The 19,198-nt window shown below is 64.2% G+C and carries 16 protein-coding genes and 3 pseudogenes; 3 read left to right on the forward strand and 16 right to left on the reverse strand.

Annotated elements, in window-relative coordinates; genetic code table 11:
* Positions 1 to 117: 117 nt before the first annotated feature.
* From EBN1_RS22715 to EBN1_RS22770, 11 genes and pseudogenes are all read right to left on the reverse strand, one after another.
* Complete coding sequence (locus EBN1_RS22715; RefSeq protein ID WP_011254955.1) at positions 118 to 1,704, reverse strand: integrase catalytic domain-containing protein; 1,587 nt, start codon at positions 1,702 to 1,704, stop codon at positions 118 to 120.
* 158 nt (positions 1,705 to 1,862) lie between these two features.
* Positions 1,863 to 2,136: pseudogene (locus EBN1_RS22720) on the reverse strand (transposase); the annotation flags it as partial.
* Between the two features lie 37 nt (positions 2,137 to 2,173).
* Positions 2,174 to 2,536, reverse strand: coding sequence for a transposase (locus EBN1_RS22725; RefSeq protein ID WP_068881207.1), 363 nt, complete (start codon positions 2,534 to 2,536; stop codon positions 2,174 to 2,176).
* A 208-nt stretch (positions 2,537 to 2,744) separates the two neighbouring features.
* A complete protein-coding gene (locus tag EBN1_RS22735) occupies positions 2,745 to 3,776 on the reverse strand; it encodes an IS630-like element ISAzo33 family transposase (protein WP_011254953.1) in 1,032 nt (343 codons plus the stop codon).
* A 187-nt stretch (positions 3,777 to 3,963) separates the two neighbouring features.
* Positions 3,964 to 4,770: a crotonase/enoyl-CoA hydratase family protein gene (locus tag EBN1_RS22740; RefSeq protein ID WP_011254952.1), complete on the reverse strand. Its 807-nt coding sequence runs from the start codon at positions 4,768 to 4,770 to the stop codon at positions 3,964 to 3,966.
* 73 nt (positions 4,771 to 4,843) lie between these two features.
* Positions 4,844 to 5,545: a 2-phospho-L-lactate guanylyltransferase gene (cofC, locus tag EBN1_RS22745; RefSeq protein ID WP_011254951.1), complete on the reverse strand. Its 702-nt coding sequence runs from the start codon at positions 5,543 to 5,545 to the stop codon at positions 4,844 to 4,846.
* Positions 5,546 to 5,555: 10 nt separating this feature from the next.
* Complete coding sequence (gene cofD, locus EBN1_RS22750) at positions 5,556 to 6,572, reverse strand: 2-phospho-L-lactate transferase (protein WP_011254950.1); 1,017 nt, start codon at positions 6,570 to 6,572, stop codon at positions 5,556 to 5,558.
* A 34-nt stretch (positions 6,573 to 6,606) separates the two neighbouring features.
* The gene (gene cofE, locus EBN1_RS22755) at positions 6,607 to 7,395 is read right to left on the reverse strand and encodes a coenzyme F420-0:L-glutamate ligase (RefSeq protein WP_011254949.1); all 789 of its coding nucleotides are present in this window, start codon (positions 7,393 to 7,395) and stop codon (positions 6,607 to 6,609) included.
* The gene (npdG, locus tag EBN1_RS22760) at positions 7,395 to 8,081 is read right to left on the reverse strand and encodes an NADPH-dependent F420 reductase (RefSeq protein WP_041648010.1); all 687 of its coding nucleotides are present in this window, start codon (positions 8,079 to 8,081) and stop codon (positions 7,395 to 7,397) included. Before npdG ends, cofE begins: the two co-directional genes overlap by 1 nt.
* Positions 8,082 to 8,103: 22 nt before the next feature.
* Positions 8,104 to 10,431: a 5-amino-6-(D-ribitylamino)uracil--L-tyrosine 4-hydroxyphenyl transferase CofH gene (gene cofH / locus EBN1_RS22765; RefSeq protein WP_157866806.1), complete on the reverse strand. Its 2,328-nt coding sequence runs from the start codon at positions 10,429 to 10,431 to the stop codon at positions 8,104 to 8,106.
* Positions 10,432 to 10,705: 274 nt separating this feature from the next.
* A complete protein-coding gene (locus EBN1_RS22770; RefSeq protein ID WP_011254946.1) occupies positions 10,706 to 11,296 on the reverse strand; it encodes a pyridoxamine 5'-phosphate oxidase family protein in 591 nt (196 codons plus the stop codon).
* Between the two features lie 784 nt (positions 11,297 to 12,080).
* Between EBN1_RS22770 and EBN1_RS22775 the strand changes: the two genes are divergently transcribed.
* Both EBN1_RS22775 and EBN1_RS22780 read left to right on the forward strand, forming a co-directional pair.
* Complete coding sequence (locus tag EBN1_RS22775) at positions 12,081 to 12,749, forward strand: GntR family transcriptional regulator (RefSeq protein WP_011254945.1); 669 nt, start codon at positions 12,081 to 12,083, stop codon at positions 12,747 to 12,749.
* 305 nt (positions 12,750 to 13,054) lie between these two features.
* Positions 13,055 to 14,274, forward strand: a pseudogene (locus EBN1_RS22780) (IS701-like element ISAzo35 family transposase).
* A 167-nt stretch (positions 14,275 to 14,441) separates the two neighbouring features.
* On the opposite strand, the gene EBN1_RS22785 reads toward EBN1_RS22780, so the two are convergent.
* Together EBN1_RS22785 and EBN1_RS23030 are read right to left on the reverse strand one after the other, a co-directional pair.
* A protein-coding gene (locus EBN1_RS22785; protein ID WP_076611358.1) for an IS5-like element ISAzo38 family transposase occupies positions 14,442 to 15,270 on the reverse strand; the annotation gives its coding sequence in 2 pieces (ribosomal slippage) (positions 14,442 to 14,906 and positions 14,908 to 15,270; 828 coding nt in all).
* A 61-nt stretch (positions 15,271 to 15,331) separates the two neighbouring features.
* Positions 15,332 to 15,567 (reverse strand): annotated as a pseudogene (locus tag EBN1_RS23030) (SDR family NAD(P)-dependent oxidoreductase).
* A 150-nt stretch (positions 15,568 to 15,717) separates the two neighbouring features.
* Between EBN1_RS23030 and EBN1_RS22795 the strand changes: the two are divergent.
* Positions 15,718 to 16,992 (forward strand): IS256-like element ISAzo34 family transposase, encoded by a 1,275-nt coding sequence (locus tag EBN1_RS22795; protein ID WP_011254941.1) that lies wholly within the window; start codon positions 15,718 to 15,720, stop codon positions 16,990 to 16,992.
* A 38-nt stretch (positions 16,993 to 17,030) separates the two neighbouring features.
* Here the strand turns inward: EBN1_RS22795 and EBN1_RS22800 are convergent, their stop codons facing one another.
* The 3 genes from EBN1_RS22800 to istA all read right to left on the reverse strand — a co-directional run bounded on the left by EBN1_RS22800 (position 17,031) and on the right by istA (position 19,132).
* Positions 17,031 to 17,135 carry an SDR family NAD(P)-dependent oxidoreductase gene (locus EBN1_RS22800; protein ID WP_338390418.1) on the reverse strand — a complete coding sequence of 35 codons (105 nt, stop codon included), beginning with the start codon at positions 17,133 to 17,135 and terminating at the stop codon, positions 17,031 to 17,033.
* Positions 17,136 to 17,267: 132 nt separating this feature from the next.
* Entirely contained in the window at positions 17,268 to 18,047 is a 780-nt protein-coding gene (istB, locus tag EBN1_RS22805; protein WP_011236051.1) for an IS21-like element ISAzo17 family helper ATPase IstB, read from the reverse strand.
* Positions 18,044 to 19,132 (reverse strand): IS21-like element ISAzo17 family transposase, encoded by a 1,089-nt coding sequence (istA, locus tag EBN1_RS22810; RefSeq protein ID WP_011254940.1) that lies wholly within the window; start codon positions 19,130 to 19,132, stop codon positions 18,044 to 18,046. The genes istB and istA overlap by 4 nt, the downstream gene beginning before the upstream one ends.
* Positions 19,133 to 19,198 lie beyond the last annotated feature (66 nt).

Below are 19,198 nucleotides of genomic sequence, written 5' to 3' on the forward strand. Positions count from 1 at the left end.
CCCTGTTCAGGGATTGCCACCTCCGTGGAATACCGGCGTTCGCTTTTCCATGAATGCCGCGACGGCTTCTGGGGCGCGACAATCATCATGGCCGGCGTGTTGCCTCACGGAAGGATGTTACTCCGGCGTAATCGTCGCCTCGGGATTGTTCTGCGGTGGAGGCTGACGCCGCGTAGCGGCGGCAGCCTCCACCGCGTCGGCGTCGCCGAGTATTCGGGTTACGAGTTCCCTGGCGCGATTTGCCCGCCATTCTTTAACACGCCGCTGCAGGGTGCGCAGTTGGGCGCCGGAATAGAGCTCGGGCATCATCTCGGTGAGCCGTTTCTGCAGCTGTTGCGCGCTGACGCCGGGTTCCGTTTCGAGCCACTGCTGTATTTTCGGCCACGTGTGCGCGAAAGGATCCCGGCGCGAGCGCCAATCACGCACCGCGCGAGCTTTCCGACCATGGGTCGGGCGTACCTCGCCGGCCTGCCACGCCGTACTCAAACTGGTCAGGAACTCCGCAATCGGTACCTCACTGTCCGTCCTGACGCCTGTCACCCCAGAGCCCGTCGCCGAGCATTCGGCCACCTGCCGCTGAGCCTCGCGCATACGGCGCAGGAGGTCGACCGGATCGAGCGCGCGAAACTCCTCCTGCAGGCGCTGCCGGGTCGCCTCCGACACCGATGTTGAGCGCAGCACGCGCTCGAGCGGCGTCAGCGGCGTCTCGTAGTGCTTCGTTACCCGGGCCCCATGGCGTGTCTTCGACTTCAGCTTGAATGACGGCTGGAAGTAGTTGATGTACAGCCGCGAGACCCGATACAAGGACGCCAGCGTTTCCGTCGCTTGCAGTCCCCGCAGCTTGCCGTAGCCCACCAGCCGCCGCACGATCGAACCGTTCTTCTGCTCGACCCACGCCTGATCGTTCTTCTTGTAGGCCCGCGAGCGGGTCAGCTCGATACCCGTGTTCTTGCAGAACTCGAACACGCCTTCGTTCATGAAGACCGTGTCGTTATCGCTATCGAGACCTCGCAGCGGAAAGGGCAGTGCGGCACGCACGCGCTCGACGTGCTCAATGACGAATGTTTGGTTGCGAAACGGCATCGCCAGACACTCGGTCCAGCCCGTCGCAATGTCCGTCATCACCAGACTGTGCACGAAGTCGCCGTCGATCTTGATGCCGCCGCAATGCTCGACGAGGTCGATCTCGAGATAGCCGGGCAGCGGATCGACCCAGTCGGCAAACGTGCGGACGGGGACTGCGCGGCGAATCGCGTTGCCCACGCCTCCTGCACGTTTGCGTTGCCCGCCAAAGGCGTGTTGGCGGACGTCCCGGAGCAACCGGTCGATCGTCGCCGCGCTGATGCCCAGGAGCCTCTCGCGCAGCTCGTCGGCCAGCGACAGATGACCATACCGCGTCATCGACTCGAGCAGCGTCGGAATCACCGCCTTCAGCCGCTTGCCGCAGATCCGGTCGGCCGCTTCCCACAGCGTGATCAGCGCGGCACGACTCTCATCGTCGTAGCGCCGGCGTGGGCCCGGCCTTGCCTTCTGTGGCTGCGCTTCACGGCCCAGCACACGGATCGCGTGCTTGCGGTGATAGCCCGTCAGTTTGAGAAACTCATCGAGGATCTGTTGCTTGCCGCTGCGGCTGGAACGCCGGTACCGCTCCCCGACTGCCGTAATCAATTCCCGTCGTGTCGTCATGCTCAGTCGCCTCGCCATCGGTCGCCCCTGTCAGGCCTCTGACAGGTAGCAAAGTAGGTGAGGCAACCGCTGCGGCTCGGTAACAATTAATTCGAGTCAATGCGCCGGACAAGATGATTGTCGCGCCCCACATTAGGGCAAACTGTTCACGTCGGAGGCAGCGGCTCTTGCAAACCCGGGGCGGACCATACATTTTTTCCCGCGATCTCCTTCATGACCTCGATCTCGAGGTCGCGCTCGGCCAGCAACTTCTTCAGCCGCGCGTTCTCCTGTTCGAGCTGGCGCAGCCGCTTGACCTCATCGGGCGTCCATCGTCCCGAAGTGCTTGCGCCACGTGTAGATCGTCTGCTCGCTCACCCCGTGCTTCTTCGCCACTTCGGCGACCGGCGCCTTATCCGCTTCGCGCAAGATCGTCACCGTCTGGGCTTCCGTGAATCGGCTCTTTCGCATGACTTCCTCTTCTTGTTGGAAGCCATCCTCTCAAGTTTCACGTGGTCCGAAAATCCCCTGGCAGGTCAACCGTCTGTTGCCGTCGGATCTCGATCCGAATGTCGCCTGAGGGTTCGGCGGAGGGCGACTGCACGGTGACCGGCACAAAGGTAGGTGGGGCCTCCTTGCTCGGCTCTGCTGCATGAACATCACGCACGTTTGCCGAGACCTCCTGCAGCGCCTGCTCCCGGTGGGCCTTAACCCATTTACGCACGAAGTTGGTATTGCGCTGGTTGGCCAACGCCACCGCCGCAATAGAGATCCCCGGCTGCAAGCAGGCTTCGATTATCCGCGCCTTGAATTCCGGTGAATGTCGCCACCGTGTCCGAGGCGCGGGAAGAGAAATGAGTGCCGAGTCCATGTGTCCACGTGTCCGCAAAAAACGTCGTGGACACTATGCTCATCATCCGCAGGCGGCTCAGAAAGGTGGGGCGGCTGAACGCTTACTCACCAGCGCTACGCCATGCGGGCCCACGCCCAGGCGGCAATTCGCGAATACGTGGAAATCTTCTACAACCGCCAACGGCGCCACTCGCGCCTTGCTACTAACTTTTCAATAAGTAGTGTCACTATAGAGCGTATTGACACTCTGGTTGCCGGAAGAATGACTTCACGAGCTCGGGGAGTTTCTGAATGCTGCGCAGGGCCCCGAGTGCGAGGCGCTTCATGTCCTCCTTGCTCTCGACCACCTGGCGCGAAACCTTGCGCTTCACCTGCGCCCAGACCGTTTCGTCCGGGTTCAGGTGCGGCGAATACGGCGGCAGGTAGAACAGCTTCAGCCGGCCGCCGAGGCTGTCGACATAGGTCTTGATCAACTTTGCCTTGTGGATCGGATGACCATCGACGATGACGAACACCGGCTTCTGAGCGCCGATCATCAAGCGCTTGAGGAACTCCAGAAAGACCTTCGCACCGACCGAGCCTTCATGCAGCATGAACCGAAACTCGCCCTGCGCGCTCACCGCCGAGATCATGTTCAGCGAAAAGCGCCGGCCGGTGGCCGTCACCACCGGCGTCTGGCCCTGCGGCGCCCAGGGGGTGCCGGTGTGGTAGTCGGAACGGATTCCCGACTCGTCGGCAAAGTAGATCGTCGCGCCCGTCGCACGCGCTTCGGCGCGAATGGCGGGATAGGTCTCGGTCTCCCAGGTCCGCACCAGCACGGGATCCTGCTGCCAGGCCTGATAGAGCGGTTTCTGGGCGCTGAAGCCCAGGATCTTCATGAGCCGGTGGACCGAGGAAACCGACAGTTCCTTCTTGAGCTGACGATTGATCAGGTGACGGATCAGCGTCAGCGTCCACAGCCCGAACTCGAACTTGAACTGCTGCGGGGTGTGGTCGCGGACCGCGCGGGCGAGCCAGGCCATCTCCTCGGCGCTGAGCCTGGGCGGACGTCCCGGGATCGGCTTGGCGAGCAGGGCGTTCTGGCCGCCGTTGGCGAAGTCGGCCAGCCAGCGGAAGACGCTGCGAGGATTCACGCCGAACGAGGCGGCGACGCTCTGCACGGTCTGCCCCTCACGCACCGCTTTGATGGCCTGCTGCCGCATCACCTGCAAGGTGTGATGATCGTGGGCGCGACCGTCGGAAGTTCGCTTGCATTTCATGCCGCATATTATCGCCCATATGGCATTACTTTCGGGAAAGTTAGTATCTGGCGCCGGCCGTGTTTGCTCAACAATTCAGCAGACAGGCCGTCGCCGCTTGAGGCGGGAGTGTGCACGGTAGACAGGACATCTCAGTCGCAGGCCGACTGGCTGGGGGCGACGGATGATTCCGGACCCCGGTGCGCGATCAATCCTCCTTTGCCATGCCAAAGACCGGGGCACGCTTCTCCAGGAATGCCGCAACGGCTTCCTTGTGGTCGGGTGCCTGGTGGGCCAACACTTGGAACGCAGCGGACATCTCCAATAGCGTGTCCAAGCGCGTATGCAGGGCCTCCCGCATCAGCCGTTTGGCCAAGCGCACCGCGTGCGGCGGATTGGCGGCGATTTGCGCGGCCAGCTCATGGGCGGCAGTTAGCAACTCGTCCGCGGGAACTACGCGAGACACGAGATCCCAAGCCAAAGCCTGCTCCGCGTCGATCGTCCGGCCGGTAAAGGTGAGCTCTGCCGCGCGTGACAGACCGACAACCCGTGGCAGCAGCCAGGCGCCGCCGTCGCCGGGAATCAGGCCGAGCTTGACGAAGCTCTCGGCGAACTTGGCTTGGGTCGAGGCGATGCGGATATCGCACATGCAGGCCACGTCCAAGCCGGCGCCGATAGCCGAGCCGTTGATCGCGGCAATGACCGGGACCTCAAGGGTGAACAGCGCCAGCGGCAGGCGCTGGATTCCGCTGCGGTAGCCCTGCCGAATGTCCATCCCACCGATCTCGCCTGAGGCCTGGCGTTCCATCTCCTTGATGTTCCCCCCGCAGGAAAAGGCGCTGCCGGCACCGGTGACAATCACCGCGCGAACGCTCTGGTCCTGCTGTATGCGGTCGATGGCATCAAGAAAACCCTCCACGATGCGATTGCCAGTCAGGGGGTTGCGCTGCTCGGGTTGATTCATCGTCAGGGTGACAACATGGCCTTTCTGGCGGTACAGAATGTCATCGTTCATGAATCGGGTCCTAGGTCAGATAGTAGAGAAGACAACATCGGAAACATCGGCACGCGCGCAGGCCGCCGGCCCCTCAGGCGACGATGCTTTCGCTCCGGCATGTAATGGTCTTGGCCCGTGCGGCAATGTCACTGTCCTTAAGATACAAAACCGTGTGCCTGCCGGCGCCGAGCTCCGGCTGATCGATGAGGGCGAGCACGTCGTCCGGCCAATCGACATCGAAACCGATGCCGGACAAGCGCACGATGTGGACGGCAGCGCCGATTTTCTTGGCCTGACGCGCGTGCTTAACGAGACTCGAAGCCCCGTAGCTGAACTCGATCGCGCTCGCGGGGGTGCAGATTAGGCAGTTGGTGCCTTCGCGCTGCCGGTCCGGCGCCAACGTCAATGCGGGCCCCGGCGCGCTGCGGTGGGTGTCGATGAGGTGCGTGATCTCGGCGTGGTTGATGAGCGGCAGATCGCCGTGGATCACCATGACCTCGTCGATACCGCGTTCGGCCAGACGGTGTGCCGCAGCCTGCACGACGGCGTTGAGACCGGTGGCGGAAAGCCCGGACTCGTCGAGAAACTCGGCCCGATACTGCTCGGCCAGCCTGCGCGCCGCGGGATCATCGGAAACCACGACCACGCCCTCGATGGCCGGATGTGCGCAGAGCACCGTCAGCACGTCCTTCAGCATGGCGTGAAACAGTCCGCCCCGTTCCTCCGGGGTCAGGAGCCCGGCCAGGCGCTGCTTAGCCCGACAGAGATTCTTGGCTGGCAGAATGGTCCACATGTCGGTTCCCCTAGCGCGAGTGGATTTGAGGACGCGGCCGGATTGGCAGGCCGCGCGTCCGTCCGATGTCCTCATCGGGTGTGGGCTGGCGGCGCATAGGGTGCAGGCGTGAAGCGAAGTGAAGGGTTTCGCGAGCGAGCCGTTCCTGATCGGCGTCGTCCCGCATGAGGGTGTTGGTGGCCATGATCGCTGGCCCGGCCAAGCCCTCGGCCAGCGCCGCGTCGGCGCGGTCGATGACCAGGCCGTCGAGGAGGTCGCCATAGAACGACGCCAGCCCGGCCGGGCTCACCGGCAGACCGAGCTCGTGCATGATCTTGGCTGCCGGCCCCTTGATCGCCTGGCCGCCGATGAAAGGCGACACCGCGACTACGGGCGCGCGGCGCCGGCGCAGCAGCTCGGTGATGCCGGGCAGGGCGAGAATCGGCCGGATGCTGAGCACCGGATTGGACGGGCAGATCACGATGGCGGCCAGCGCGGGATCGGCCAGCGCTGCCGCCAGGGCGGAGTGCGGTCGGGCCGCCTCGATGCCGGCCAGGCTGATGGCGCGGAAGCGCGGTGCGGACTGCCGGCGCACGAAATAGTCCTGGAAGGCGAGACGGCCTTCGTCGGTGTCGACCAAGGTCCGCACCGGGTCGTCGGTCATTGGCACCACGCGATGGCGCACGTTAAGGCGCGCGCAGAACTCCGCGGTGACGGCGGACAGGGGCTGGGTCTTTAACCGCCAGGTGCGTTCGACGTGTGTGGCCAGATCCTGGTCGCCCAGCTGGAACCAAGTCGCGCCGCCCAGCCGCCTGAGCGCGGACATGAAGGCCCAGCTCTCGCCGGCCAGTCCCCAGCCCTGCTGCCGGTTGTTGAGCCCGGCGAGGGTGTACATCACCGTGTCGATGTCGGGCGACACATGCAGGCCCAGATGCTCGAAGTCATCGCCCGTGTTCACGATGATGGTGAGCGCCTCGGGCGCCAGCGCGGCGGCAAGGCCGCGGGCGAGGCGCGCGCCGCCGACGCCGCCGGCAAGTGCGAGAATCATTGCGCCCTCCGCACGATCCGTTGTCCGCCGGCCTTCATCGGAACATGTCCCGGTGCTTGGACCGGATGAGCTCGGCGGCGCTGCCCTCGCGTCGCTCGTAGGGGACGCCGCGCACTAGGACGACGGGCCGGCCCTCGCTCGCCTGTCCCATCACCAGCGACGCGGCGGCGGCAACCTCGTCGGCCAGCCCCAGTTCGCTGGTCCGCAGGGCGCGCCCGAACAGATCGGATTCGCCGCGCAGATCGAGCAGTCCGGGAAGTCCGCTCACGCCGATGGCCGTTCCCACCGTGCCGTTGCGCCAAGCCCGCCCGAAGCTGTCGATGATCACCACCGCGACATCGACGCCGCAGCTCTCTCGCAGCGAGGCGCGAATCTGCCGGCAGGTGTCGTCGGGATCGAGCGGCAGCAACAGCGCGTGTTCCTCGCCCGGATCCTGGACGCCATCATGATCGACGTTCGACTGATCGATGCCGGCATTAGCCATCACCATGCCGAGGCGATGGGCGACAACGATCACGCCGGGGCAGGAGCGCACCACCTCGGTCGATTCGCGCAGGATGAGCTCGACCAGGCGCGGCTCCTTGCCCGTTGCAGCAGCCAGTTCCAGGGCCTGCGCCGACGGGGTGACGCTGCCGAGGGCAACCTGCCGGCATTCGGCCTTGGAGACGATCTTCTGTGCCAGCACGACGACATCGCCAGGCGCGAGCTCGGCATCCGATGCCGCCAAACCGCCCAGAATGATCTCCGTTAGATCGTCCCCGGGTTTCACCAGCGGAATGCCGGCCAGCGCCCGCAGGGACATCGCGGCAGGTTGCCTGGCCATCACATCACCTTGGCGTCCGGGATGCCGGTGATACGGATGCCGGCGCTGGGGACCTTATAGCGCTGGTTCAGAGCGATCAGCACCGAGGTGAGGCCCTCGGCCACGATGGAATTGGCCAGCACGCCGCCATTCCAGCCGCGCAGGCCGACAGCATGGACGAGCTTGATCACCTCGTCACTGGCGACCGGATCGTCGCTGCATACCAGCACGTCGCACTCGGTGACGTGGGAGAGATCCTTCAGGTGATGCGCGGAGACGTTCTGGAACGCCGACACCACGTGCACGTCGGCACCGAGCAGCTTCTGGATCGCCTCGACGGCGGAGCCGTTGTCGGGTAGCTGTACCCGGTTCACCTTGGGCGGCATGAGGGGGACCGTCACGTCGACCAGGATCTTGCCCTTCAGGGCGTCCTGCACCTCCATTATGGTTGTCCGTTGGGCGGCGTAGGGCACGCTCAGCACAGCGATCTCCGCTGCCGCCGCTGCCTCGCGGTTGCTGCCGCCGCGTACGCGGTCGATGCCCAGTTCCTTGTTCATGGCCGCGGCGGCCTCAATCGCCTTTTCGGCCGAGCGGCTACCGAGAAACACTGGATAGCCCCTGTGCGCCCAGCGGAACGCGAGTCCGCCGCCTTCCTTGCCGGTGCCTCCGAGAACGCCGATGACTGGGAGATTCTTCTTGGTGCTCATGCTTTGCTGTCCTTTTCCTTCGTTAACCAACAACGGTTTCCTCGCAGCGCCCCTGGCTCTTGCGCTTGGCCGGCGTCAGGATCAGCGGCGCGAGCGGGGCGGCCTCGAGGCCGCGTTGATGAATTTCCTCGGTGACCGCTTGATACAGTGTGTCGCGCTGGCGCGGAATGCGGCCAACGGAGCGGATGAGCGCCTCCATCACCTTCGGCGGCATCTCCTGGCCATGCTGCGTGCCGGCCGCACGCGAGATGCTTTCGTTCATGAGGGTGCCGCCGAGGTCGTTCGCGCCCGCCCTGAGCGCCGCGCGGACGCCTTCGTGGCCCAGCTTGCACCACGATGTCTGGATGTTGGTCACGAGCGGATACAGGGACAGTCGCGCGACGGCATGCATGAGCAGGACCTCGCGGAAGGTGGGTCCGCGCCGGGTGCGTCCCTTCAGCGCGATCGGCGCCTCCATGTGCACGAACGGCAGCGGCACGAACTCGGTGAAGCCGCCGGTCTTTTCCTGCAGCGAGCGGATGTGCAAGAGGTGGCGTGCCCAATGGCGCGGCATGTCCACGTGGCCGAACATGATCGTCGCGGTGGTCTTGAGGCCGACAGAGTGCGCCGTGCGCATGATCTCCAGCCATTCGGTGGTAGTGAGCTTGTCGGGACAAAGGACAGCGCGGACCTCGTCATCGAGGACCTCGGCCGCAGTGCCGGGGAGGGTGCTGAGGCCCTCGGCGCGCAACCGCATCAGGTAGCCGGCGACGGTGAGGCCCAGCGTGGCAGCGCCTTGCGCGATCTCCAGCGGCGAGAAGGCGTGGATGTGCATGTCGGGCACAGCCTTCTTTACCGCACGGCACAACGCGAGATAGGTGTCCCCGGTGTAGTGTGGATGGATGCCGCCCTGCATGCACACTTCAGTCGCTCCGCGCGCCCACGCCTCCTGCGTCCGGCGCACGACCTCGGAGTGGTCGAGGTCGTAGGGCGCCCCGCGCAGCGCCTCGTCAGTATTGCCCTTAGAGAACGCGCAAAAGCCGCATTTGTATGAGCAGATGTTCGTGTAGTTGATGTTGCGATTGACCGCGTAGGTGACTATATCGCCGTTCACCCACTGGCGCAGTTCATCAGCGGCAGAGCAGACGCGCTGGAAATCGACGTCGCGAGCGTGGAACAGAGTGACGATCTCGTCCTCGTCCAGTCCCTGGCCGTCCATCGCTCGGCGGATGATCGACTCGATGCGCGCATCTGCGGGGAGATTCGCAGCCGGAGTCGGCGGAACCGCCGCCGTCGTCCCGGGCGCCCACGCATCATCGCGCGCATAGCCGCAGGCATCGCTGAGTTGGAGTACGTGGTGCGCGACCGAGGCGTCCTGCCAGCGTGCCGTCTCGCGCACGTACTCGGGGTAGATCGGCAGCCGCCGGGCGAGGAGCTTGCCTTGGCTCGCGGTGGCTTGACGCAGACGCTCGATTCCGGGCCAGGGCGCCTCGGGGTTCACATGGTCGGGCGTCACCGGTGAGACGCCACCCCAGTCGTTAATGCCGGCCGAAATCAGGGCGGGGAAGGTCGCGGGGCTGAGATTGGGCGGCGCTTGGATGTTCATCTCCGGCCCGAAGATGATGCGGGCGGCCGCAATCGTCCATAAAAGGTCGTCGAGATCCGGCTCGCGGCTGTTCGCCATCAGCGTGCCCGACTTCGCGCGGAAATTCTGGATGATTATTTCCTGAATGTGCCCGTACTGCCGGTGCAGGACCTGCAGGGCGAGCAAGGAGTCGATGCGCTCCTCACGGGTTTCGCCGATTCCGATGAGGATTCCGCTGGTGAAGGGCACGGCCAACTCGCCGGCATGGCGGATAGTCTCCAGGCGCACGGCCGGGACTTTGTCGGGCGAACCATAGTGGGGCGCCCCGCGCTGGCACAGGCGGTCGGACAGGCTCTCCAGCATCAGGCCCTGCGATACCGACACCCGGCGCAGCGCGGCGATGCCGTTCCCGTCCATCACTCCCGCATTGACGTGGGGAAGCAGGCCGGTTTCGCGCAGAACCAAGTCACACATCTCGGCGAGATAGCCGAGAGTGGTCTCGTGTCCGAGACGGGCGAGCTCCTTGCGGGCGTGCGCAAAGCGCAGTTCCGGCTTGTCGCCAAGGGTGAACAGCGCCTCCGTACAGCCGGCCCGCTGACCGGTGCGCGCAATTTCTAAGACCTTTTCGGGCGAGAGATAGACTGCCTCCAGGCGGCTCGGCGGTCGCGAGAAGGTGCAGTAGTGGCAGACGTTCTGGCACAACTGCGTGAGCGGAATGAAGACCTTGGGTGACCAGGTCTGAATGCGGCCGTGGCCCTCGTCGCGCAGCGCAGCCGCCTGCGCCATCAGGGATTTGGGATCGGTCGCGAGGAGGGCGTCTCGTAATACGTCATTGGTTTGCCCATACGACCGCGATTCAAGGCTGTTGAAAGTGCTCACAGGAATGCTCCCAAAGTGCCTGCTCACATTACAAGTTGCTTTGTCGTCGCCCGCCACCGCCGGTAGCGGGCGATAGAATCAGGGGATCCCGAGCAACATCAAGTGCCGCAGACCGGACACGGTCGCAAGCTGCGTCGTGGCCACCCGGTCCGATTACAGATCATGAGGTGCACAGCCCCGATCAGATGAACTTCGCGGACATGTCGTACGCCTCGCGGAACCACACCCCCGGGGTATAGGCGTTGATCATCTTGCCGAAGTCCCAGTTCAGGGTCTTGTCGGGCACGATTCGGATCACTGCCCGCAGGGGGGTATGAATGGCGTCGAAGGCAACCTGACGCTGCTCTTCACCCTTCACCTCGGACCAGTACTTGTCGAGGATCGCCCAGTGGATCTCGCGCATGATGGGGTCGTCGGTGGACACCTCGGCGTGACCGATGACGAGGATCGCCTTTTGGTGACGGAGGTTGGCACCGTCGTTGTGAATGCAGACTGAGACCTTCGGGTTGTTTTCGAGATCCATTACCTTGTGGCGATGTTTGCGGATGCTGCTAACCCAGATCTCGCCGTTGCGCACGACATAGAACATCGGCGTGACGATCGGGAAGCCGTTCTTGTTGATGTGAGCCATTTCGCAATAGCAATTGTGCTCGAACAGTTTTTTGAACTCCTCCGGCTCCATCGGATAGTCCTTGCCGGCATTCACCGTTTCGAGCTTAACCGGATCAAAGACCGGAGTAGGGGCTTGTTGTTCCGTCGCGCTATCCGTCATCTATCTTCTCCTTTGGTGTTAAGAGCTTTGCGTTCGAGAGTGTGAAGGCCACGACCTTCGGTAATCAGGCTTCAGCTGGCCAGTGTCGTCCGGCCTGCGCGGGAACGGTGGGAGACTCCCAGAACTGCCCATCGCCGGCATTCGACATCGTGTGCAGCACCCTTGAAGCGATCCTAAATTATATTATGAGTGCGATCAATATATATTTTTGCCGGTGAAAAATGAACACGACCGCGGCCAGAAGGTCTCCCAGGGGGACGGCGCAGGGCACCGGGGCTCTACCTAAGCCGCGTGGACTGCAGTGGGCGAATCTAGCCGGAGGAGGCGGCCTTCCACCCTCATGGGTCCGCTAGAGGAACTGTGTGGGTGAGGGCCACGTTAAGTTATATTCGGGTAGTGTGCAACATATTGTAAATGCATCGCTGGTCTCCGTTTTTGCGCTCAGTCTCGGAGTGCACACCCCTCTCATTAGAGGGCTGGGGGGCATTTCAATGCAAAAATTTGCTGCACGAGGTCGAGTTGCCGCCGAACCGTCATAATTGATCAGAACGTAAGGCGGTAGCCGGCCGTCCGCTGTCCGACGGCCACTCGCGTCCGCGGGGGTGTGAGCGGGGACGAGTGAGTGCGGTGCCGTGCCTGACCGACACCCGCTTGCTAACCGAAAGGGGGACTTGGTCTGAGAAAATGTCTTGCTTTCGATCAGCGCAATGCGGAGAGCTAATCTCGTGCTGTATACTTTTATTGTCTATATAATATATAATCCAACGCGCTCAAGACAACGAAAATGCGAAAGACAACAAAAGTAACCCATGCAGAAATGGTGCGGATGGCCATCGAGCAAGACATTTTCAGCGGGCGCTTGCCTCCCGGAAGTCCGATCGATGAAGACGCACTGAGCGAACGCTTCTCGGTGTCGCGCACGCCGATCCGCGAGGCAATGCTTCAACTCATTGAGTCCGGTCTCGTCGAAAAAAGCGCCCGGCAGAGGGCGACGGTCGCAAGGCTCAATGTCCGACGCTTGCTTCAGTCTTTCGAAGCATTGTCCGAGGTGGAAGGAATGTGCGCGCGACTCGCTACGCGCCGCATGACGCAGTCAGAGCGGGACGCGCTGGTGGAGAATTACGAGCTTGGAGCCAAGGCTCTCGCGGCGGCCGACAAGGAGGAGTTCTTTCGGCTCGGCCGTCGCTTCCACGCGATCGTGATCGGCGCGACGCACAACGATGTGCTGATCGAGCTGACGAACAAGTTGGTGCTCCCGCTGGTGCCGTATCGCCGTTTTCAACTCGGCCGCGGCGAACGGCAGGACCAGACTCAGGTGGAGCACGGCGCGATCGTTGCTGCGATTCAGAACGGCAACGCCGACGAGGCGTATGAATTGATGCGCCGCCATAACACTGTCCAGGGCGACGCTTTGGCGGAGTACGTGTCTATGGACAGCGAGGTGGTTGCCTGATCCTGACCAGGCCTGCCACCTTGTCGCTCCACGTGTCGGCAAGCAACCGTCTCGGGCCAAGGGCCGGCGTGTGAAGAGACGCATGGGGGTGGCTTGGGATCCCGGTTCTTTGTGAAGGCACGGAAGGCGGAGCGGTTTGCGGACGGACAGAGGTTCGGACGCTCGCTGCGCAGGAATCCACAATGGCCGATGCAAGCGGTTCGGCCGCTCGCATCGGCCATTGTGTGTTGTTAGTACTACAGTTGCAGATCATTCTTGTCCGACGCCTGTCAAAGCGAGGTTGGCTGCAGTCGAGGGTGGCAGTGATGTTGAGGCAGGCGGTTGAGTTGGCGCCCCACCGGGCGTTCTCCGAAGTGGAGCGCTGGTCAGAGCAGTTCGAAGCGCTGGTGCAGGAGATCGGGTGGCGTTTTTCGCGCAAGGATGTTCGCCGACATGCCATGGATTATTTGCGTGGCCTGCTCGGACCGGCCGAGCGCAAGAACGGCTGGCAGTTAGCCGAAGCGGCCGGTGAGGCAAGCCCGGCGGCGATCCAGCATTTGCTCGGGCGCGCGGTGTGGAATGCCGACGCGGTCCGCGACGATCTGCGCACCTATGTGACGAGGCATCTGAAAGATCCCGAAGCGGTATTGGTCGTCGATGAGACGGGCTTTCTCAAGAAGGGGCGCCACTCGGTCGGGGTGCAGCGCCAGTACAGCGGCACGGCCGGGCGCATCGAGAACTGCCAGATCGGCGTCTTTCTCGCCTATGCCGGCGAGCACGGGCGCGCCTTCATCGACCGCGAGTTGTACCTGCCGCGCGAATGGACGGACGATGCGGCGCGCTGCGAAGCGGCCGGTGTACCCAGGGACACCGGCTTTGCCACCAAACCGCAGCTGGCCCGGCGCCTGATCGAGGGCGCCATCGAGGCGAGCACCCCTTCGCCTGGGTAGCGGGTGATGAGGTGTACGGCAATGACCGGCGCCTGCGGGTGTGGCTCGAGGAGCAGGATCGTTCCTATGTGCTGGCCATTGCCCGCACCCAGCATCTTTGGCGCGAGACTATGCGCCAGCAAAGAGCGCGGGCCATCGCGCAGGAGATTCCCGACTCAGGGTGGCAACGACTGTCGGCCGGCGATGGCGCCAAGGGGCCGCGTCTGTACGACTGGGCCTTTGTGCCGATGCTCAGTTGGATGACGTCCCAGCAGCGGGGCCTGCTGGTGCGCAGAAGCCTGGGTGAGGACCGGGAGCTGGCCTACTATGCGGTCTATGCCCCCTTCGGCACCGCGCTGCCCGAGCTGGTGCGCGTGGCCGGACGGCGCTGGGCGATCGAGGAAGGGTTCGAAGCGAGCAAACAGCTCGTGGGCCTCGACCACTATGAGGTGCGCAGTTGGACCGGATAGTACCGGCACATCACACTGGCCCTACTCGCCCACGCCTATTTGGCTGTGCTGCGCCGGGCGGCGATCGACTTCGACCTCAAAAAAAGTCCCGCCCCTCCGCGCTCCTCGCTGCAGGCGTTCAAGGCCCGGCGGGGCTGCTACCCCTGACCGTGCCCGAGATCCGGCGCCTGCTGCTTGCCCTGGTCTGGCACCGCCCGCCTCAACCGGCCGCAGCCCTCGCCTGGTCCTACTGGCGACGACGACACCAAGCCTATGCCAAGGACTGTCATTACCGCCGTGTAATTCAAGAGCATCTGCAACTGTAGTATTAGAACCTATTCCAGTAGGCCAGTGGCCCGCCAAGTGATGATGCCGCAGGCAAAGTGCAGCATGGCGAGGTAGGAGTCGGCTTTCTTCTCCCAACGTATCAACAGGCGACGATAGCGATTGAGCCAGCCGTGGGTCCGCTCGACGACCCACCGCCGCGCTCGATAGCCGAGTTCCCGGATGTCACGCTGTTCCTCGCCGCGGGCGCGGATATGGGCAGTAAATCCGAGGCCGGCTACCAGCTCCCGCACTTCGTCGTAGTCGTATCCCTTGTCCAGGCACAGGCCCTGCGGTCGTGTCATGCTCGGGGTTGGCCGTTTGACCATCAGCTTGCCCAGCGTCGCCTCGACCAGCTTCATGTCGTGGCGGTTCGCGCCATCGATTTCAATGGCCAGCGGAATGCCGCTCGCCTCGGTCAACAGACTGCGCTTGACGCCGCCTTTGCCGCGATCCGTAGGGTTGGGGCCGGTTTTTTTCCCCACCCAACGGCGCTTTGGTCATCGCCCCATCCAACGACAGCCAACTCCAGTCAATGCCCTCGAGGCGATCGTACTCGAGCAAACCCTCGTGCCAGAAGCGCCCAAAAACGCCCGCATCGCGCCATTCGGCAAACCGCCGGTACGCCGAACTGCTCGAGCAAATCCCGCTGCCGTTGAGCGCGTTCCACTGCATCCCGGTGCGCAGTACCAGCAGAATCGCATTCATCGCGATTCGGTCCGGCACCCGCGGCCGATGACAGCCCAGCGGGTGCGCTTTGCGCGCTGGCAACAACGGCTCCATCTTCGCCCACAACTCGTCCGGCAGCCGCCACCCGTCATCCTTGCAGACCAGTCCCATCGCCGTGTCCTCTCAAATCAACCCCCCGGCGATTTGGCAGTCGACCTACCGGGATAGGTTCTTAGTGGGATCCCCAGCCGCCGTCGACGATGTGAGTGATACCGGTAATGAAGTCGGCCTCACTGGAGGAGAGGAAGAGCACCATGTTGGCGATCTCCTCGGGCTTGCCCAACCGTCTGGCCGGCGTTGCCGCGCTGAAGATCTCGGTCATCTGGGGGGTGGTGTCGCCGAGAATCGGGGTCTTGATGATGCCGGGGAGATCGTGTTGACCTCGATGTTGTGCTTGGCGTATTCCATCGCCGCGTAGCGGGTCAGGGAGACGACCCCGGAGATTTAGTCAAGACTGGTGTATGACCAGATCCTGATAGAAGGGCTTGATGAGGCGGCGTGCCTCTGCTGAGAATTGAGTTGTCGAGACCAAATTTTCAGCAACCACGGAGGCGCGCCTTGAAGAAGGATACGAGTGAGCAGTCGGTTGAGCAATCGGAAGTGGGGCTGTCCCTGGAGGAGCTGATCCGGCGCGGCGCGCGGGATCTCATCGAGCGGGCGATCGAGGTGGAGGTGCAGCAGTTGTTGGCCGAGTACGAGAACGTGCGGATGCTGGGCGGGAGCCGAGCGGTGGTCAGAAATGGCTACCTGCCGGCACGCGAGGTGCTCACGGCGGTCGGCAACGTCGAGGTGCGGGTACCCAAGGTGCGTGACCGCTCGGGCGCTGGGGTGAAGTTCAATTCCGCCTTGGTGCCGCCGTATGTTCGCCGCTCGGCGCGGGTGTCGGCGGCGTTGCCGTGGCTGTACCTGAAGGGCATCTCGACGGGCGACATGCGCGAGGCGCTCACCGTGCTGCTCGGCGATGAGGCCAAGGGCCTGTCCCCCAACGTGGTGAGCCGCCTGAAGACCGAGTGGGCGAGCGACTACGCCGGCTGGATGAAGCGGGATTTGTCCGGCAGCCGCTACGTCTATTGGTGGGCCGACGGCGTGCACACCAGCCTGCGCGGCGAGGACGATGCCCGCCAGTGTCTGCTGGTCGTCATCGGCGTGCGGCTCGACGGCACCAAGGAACTGGTCACGGTCGGCGACGGGCACCGCGAATCGAAGGCGTCCTGGCTCGAGTTGCTGCGCGACCTCAAGGCTCGTGGCCTCGAAGTCGGTCCGCGCCTGGCAGTAGGCGACGGGGCGCTGGGCTTCTGGGGCGCGCTCGACGAGCTCTACCCCGAAACCCGCCGGCAGCGCTGCTGGGTGCACAAGAGCGCCAACGTGCTCAACGCGCTCAACGCGCTGCCCAAGAGCCTGCAGGCCAAGGCGAAGGCGCAGCTCCACGAGATTTGGATGGCCCCGACGCGCGCGGCCGCCGTGAGCGCCTTCGAGCGCTTCGTCGAGTGCTACCAGGCGAAGTACCCGAAGGCGGCCGACAAGCTCGTCAGGGATCGCGACGCGCTGCTCGCCTTCTACGACTTCCCGGCCGAGCACTGGATTCACCTGCGCACGACCAACCCGATCGAGTCGACCTTCGCCACCGTGCGTCACCGCACCACCCGCACGAAGAACTGCGTGTCGCGCTCGAGCTTCCTCGGTCTCGCCTTCAAGCTCGTGCAGGAAGCCGAGAAATCCTGGCGGCGGATTCGCGGCGTTGAGCGCATTGCCGAACTGATGGGCGGCGTCGTCTTCAAGGACGGCGAACCCGTGAAAGACGAAGAGCACGAACAGCAGCGGCTCGCCGCCTGATCAGCCATGCCGGATGGGTCCATACACCAGAATTGACTTTAGCTCACGACCCCGCCCTTGGATGCGGAATAGGCGCAGAGGTTGGTCAGACCGATGTGAGCGGCGAGCGAGGCGATATTTACGATCTTGCTGTCAATGCCGATTTAAAACTGACACGCTTTCCCGGCGGTTGCCGATTTAAAACTGATACACCTCTATCTCATTGACATGTGCGACGGAGCGCCCCGAAGGGAGGGCCGAAGGCCCGACCGCAGGGGCGCTCCGTCGCGCGGCCCTCAGCCGGCGACCGCCAGCGCTTGCACCATCCCGGCCTTGCGCTGGTGTTTCAGCCGGTAGCTCTCGCCGCTGATCGGCACGATGTGCGCGTGATGCAGCAACCGATCCAGCAGGGCCGCCGTGAGCGTCGCATCCTGGGCGAAGGTGCTGTCCCACTGCCCGAACGACAGATTGCTGGTCACGATCAGGCTGCCCCGCTCGTAGCGCGCCGCGATCACCTGGAAGAACAGGTTGGCCTGCTCGCGCGTCATCGGCAGGTAGCCGATCTCGTCGACGATCAACAGCCGGTAGGCGTTGATCGCCCGCTGCATCACGTTCTTGAGCTGGTTGCGCTCATGCGCCAGGACCAGCGTCAGCAGCAGGTCGGCGGCGGTGGTGAAGCGCGTCTTGATGCCGGCCTGCGTGGCGCGGTAGCCCAGCGCGATGGCCAGATGGGTCTTACCCACCCCGCTGGGGCCCACCAGCACGACGTTCTCGGCACGCTCGACGAAGGCGAGGCTGGCCAACTCCTCGATCTGGCTGCGCTTGAGCCCGCTGGCAAAGCCATAGTCGAAGTCCTCGAGCGTCTTGATCGCGGGGAAGCCCGCCAGGCGCGTGAGCATGCTTTGCTTGCGGCTCTGACGACCGGCCGCCTCGGCCCGCAGCAACTGCTCGAGGAAGTCGCTGTAGGCCAGTTGGTCGGTGGCCGCCTGCTGGGCCGCTGCGGCGTAGCCTTGGGCGGTGAGCGGCAGGCTCAGCGTCTGGCACAGCGCCTGGATCCGTTCGTATTGCAGGTTCATGCGCCGATCTCCTGCGCCTGTTGCAGCGTCTGCAGCAACGCGTCGTAGACGGCCAGCGGATGCTGGGCGGGTTGTTCCGTTTCGAGGTGCGCACGCACGGCGGGCGGGCGCACGGGGCCCTCGTCGTGTGCCGCCTCAGCCTGCGGCCGGGCGCCCTCGATGTCGCCCCGCCACGGCGGTGCCAGCGCCTGCAGCGCAGCCCGTTCGGCCGCCAGCCGCGCTACCGGTTGCTCGCCGGTGGTGCCATGCACGCGCACGTTGGCGACTTCGTCGAGCCAGCGGCGCACCTGCACCGTGGCCGTGGCGGCGTCGAGCACCAGACCGGCCTGCTTGAACTGCGCCACCAGCGGCACGTAGAACGAGCGCCGCAGATAGCCGTTGAAGCGCTCCACCTTGCCCTTGGTCCGTGCCCGATAGGGGCGGCACAGCTTGATCACGAACCCGGCGTGACGGGCGTAGTCCAGAAAGCCGGCGTGGTAGCGGTGCGCGCCTTCGCCGTCGACATCGCGCTCGAGCACCACGGTCTTCATGTTGTCGTACAGCACCTGGCGCACCACGCCCCCGAACGCCGCGAAGCTGCGCTCGTGGCAGCCGATCAGCGTCGTCACCTTCATGTCGGTGACAAACTCGACGTAGCTCATGCGGCTGTAGCCGAGCGTGGCGCAGAACGCGTACAGCGGCTGCGCGCCCTTGCGAAACTCCACCCAGTCGACCTGCATCTGGTGGCCCGGCGCCGTCTCGAAGCGCACCACCGGCTCCGATGGCTGCGCCGGCTTGAGCATGTGCATGAACGCGCGCAGCTGGCTGGCGCCACCCTGATAGCCCTGCGCCACGATCTCACGCATCAGGACCGAGGCCGGAATCCAGTGCGGATGCGCCGCCGCCTGGCGTTCGCGCAAGTACGCCTCGAAGGGCGCCAGCTTCGTCACCCGCTGGACCTTGCGCGCGTAGCGCGGCAGCCCCGGCGACGCCAGGTGCGCACGCACCGTGTTCACCGCACACCCCACCTCGGCGGCGATCCGCCGAAGGCTCAACCCGTGACGCCTCAACAGTTCGATTTCCACATACACCTCGTCTGTGATCACCCGGGCTCCAAATGGCCCGATCTTCTCAACTCGGTGTATCAACTTTCAATCGGCAGCCCGTATCAA

This window comes from Aromatoleum aromaticum EbN1, from assembly GCF_000025965.1.
Taxonomy (GTDB): domain Bacteria; phylum Pseudomonadota; class Gammaproteobacteria; order Burkholderiales; family Rhodocyclaceae; genus Aromatoleum; species Aromatoleum aromaticum.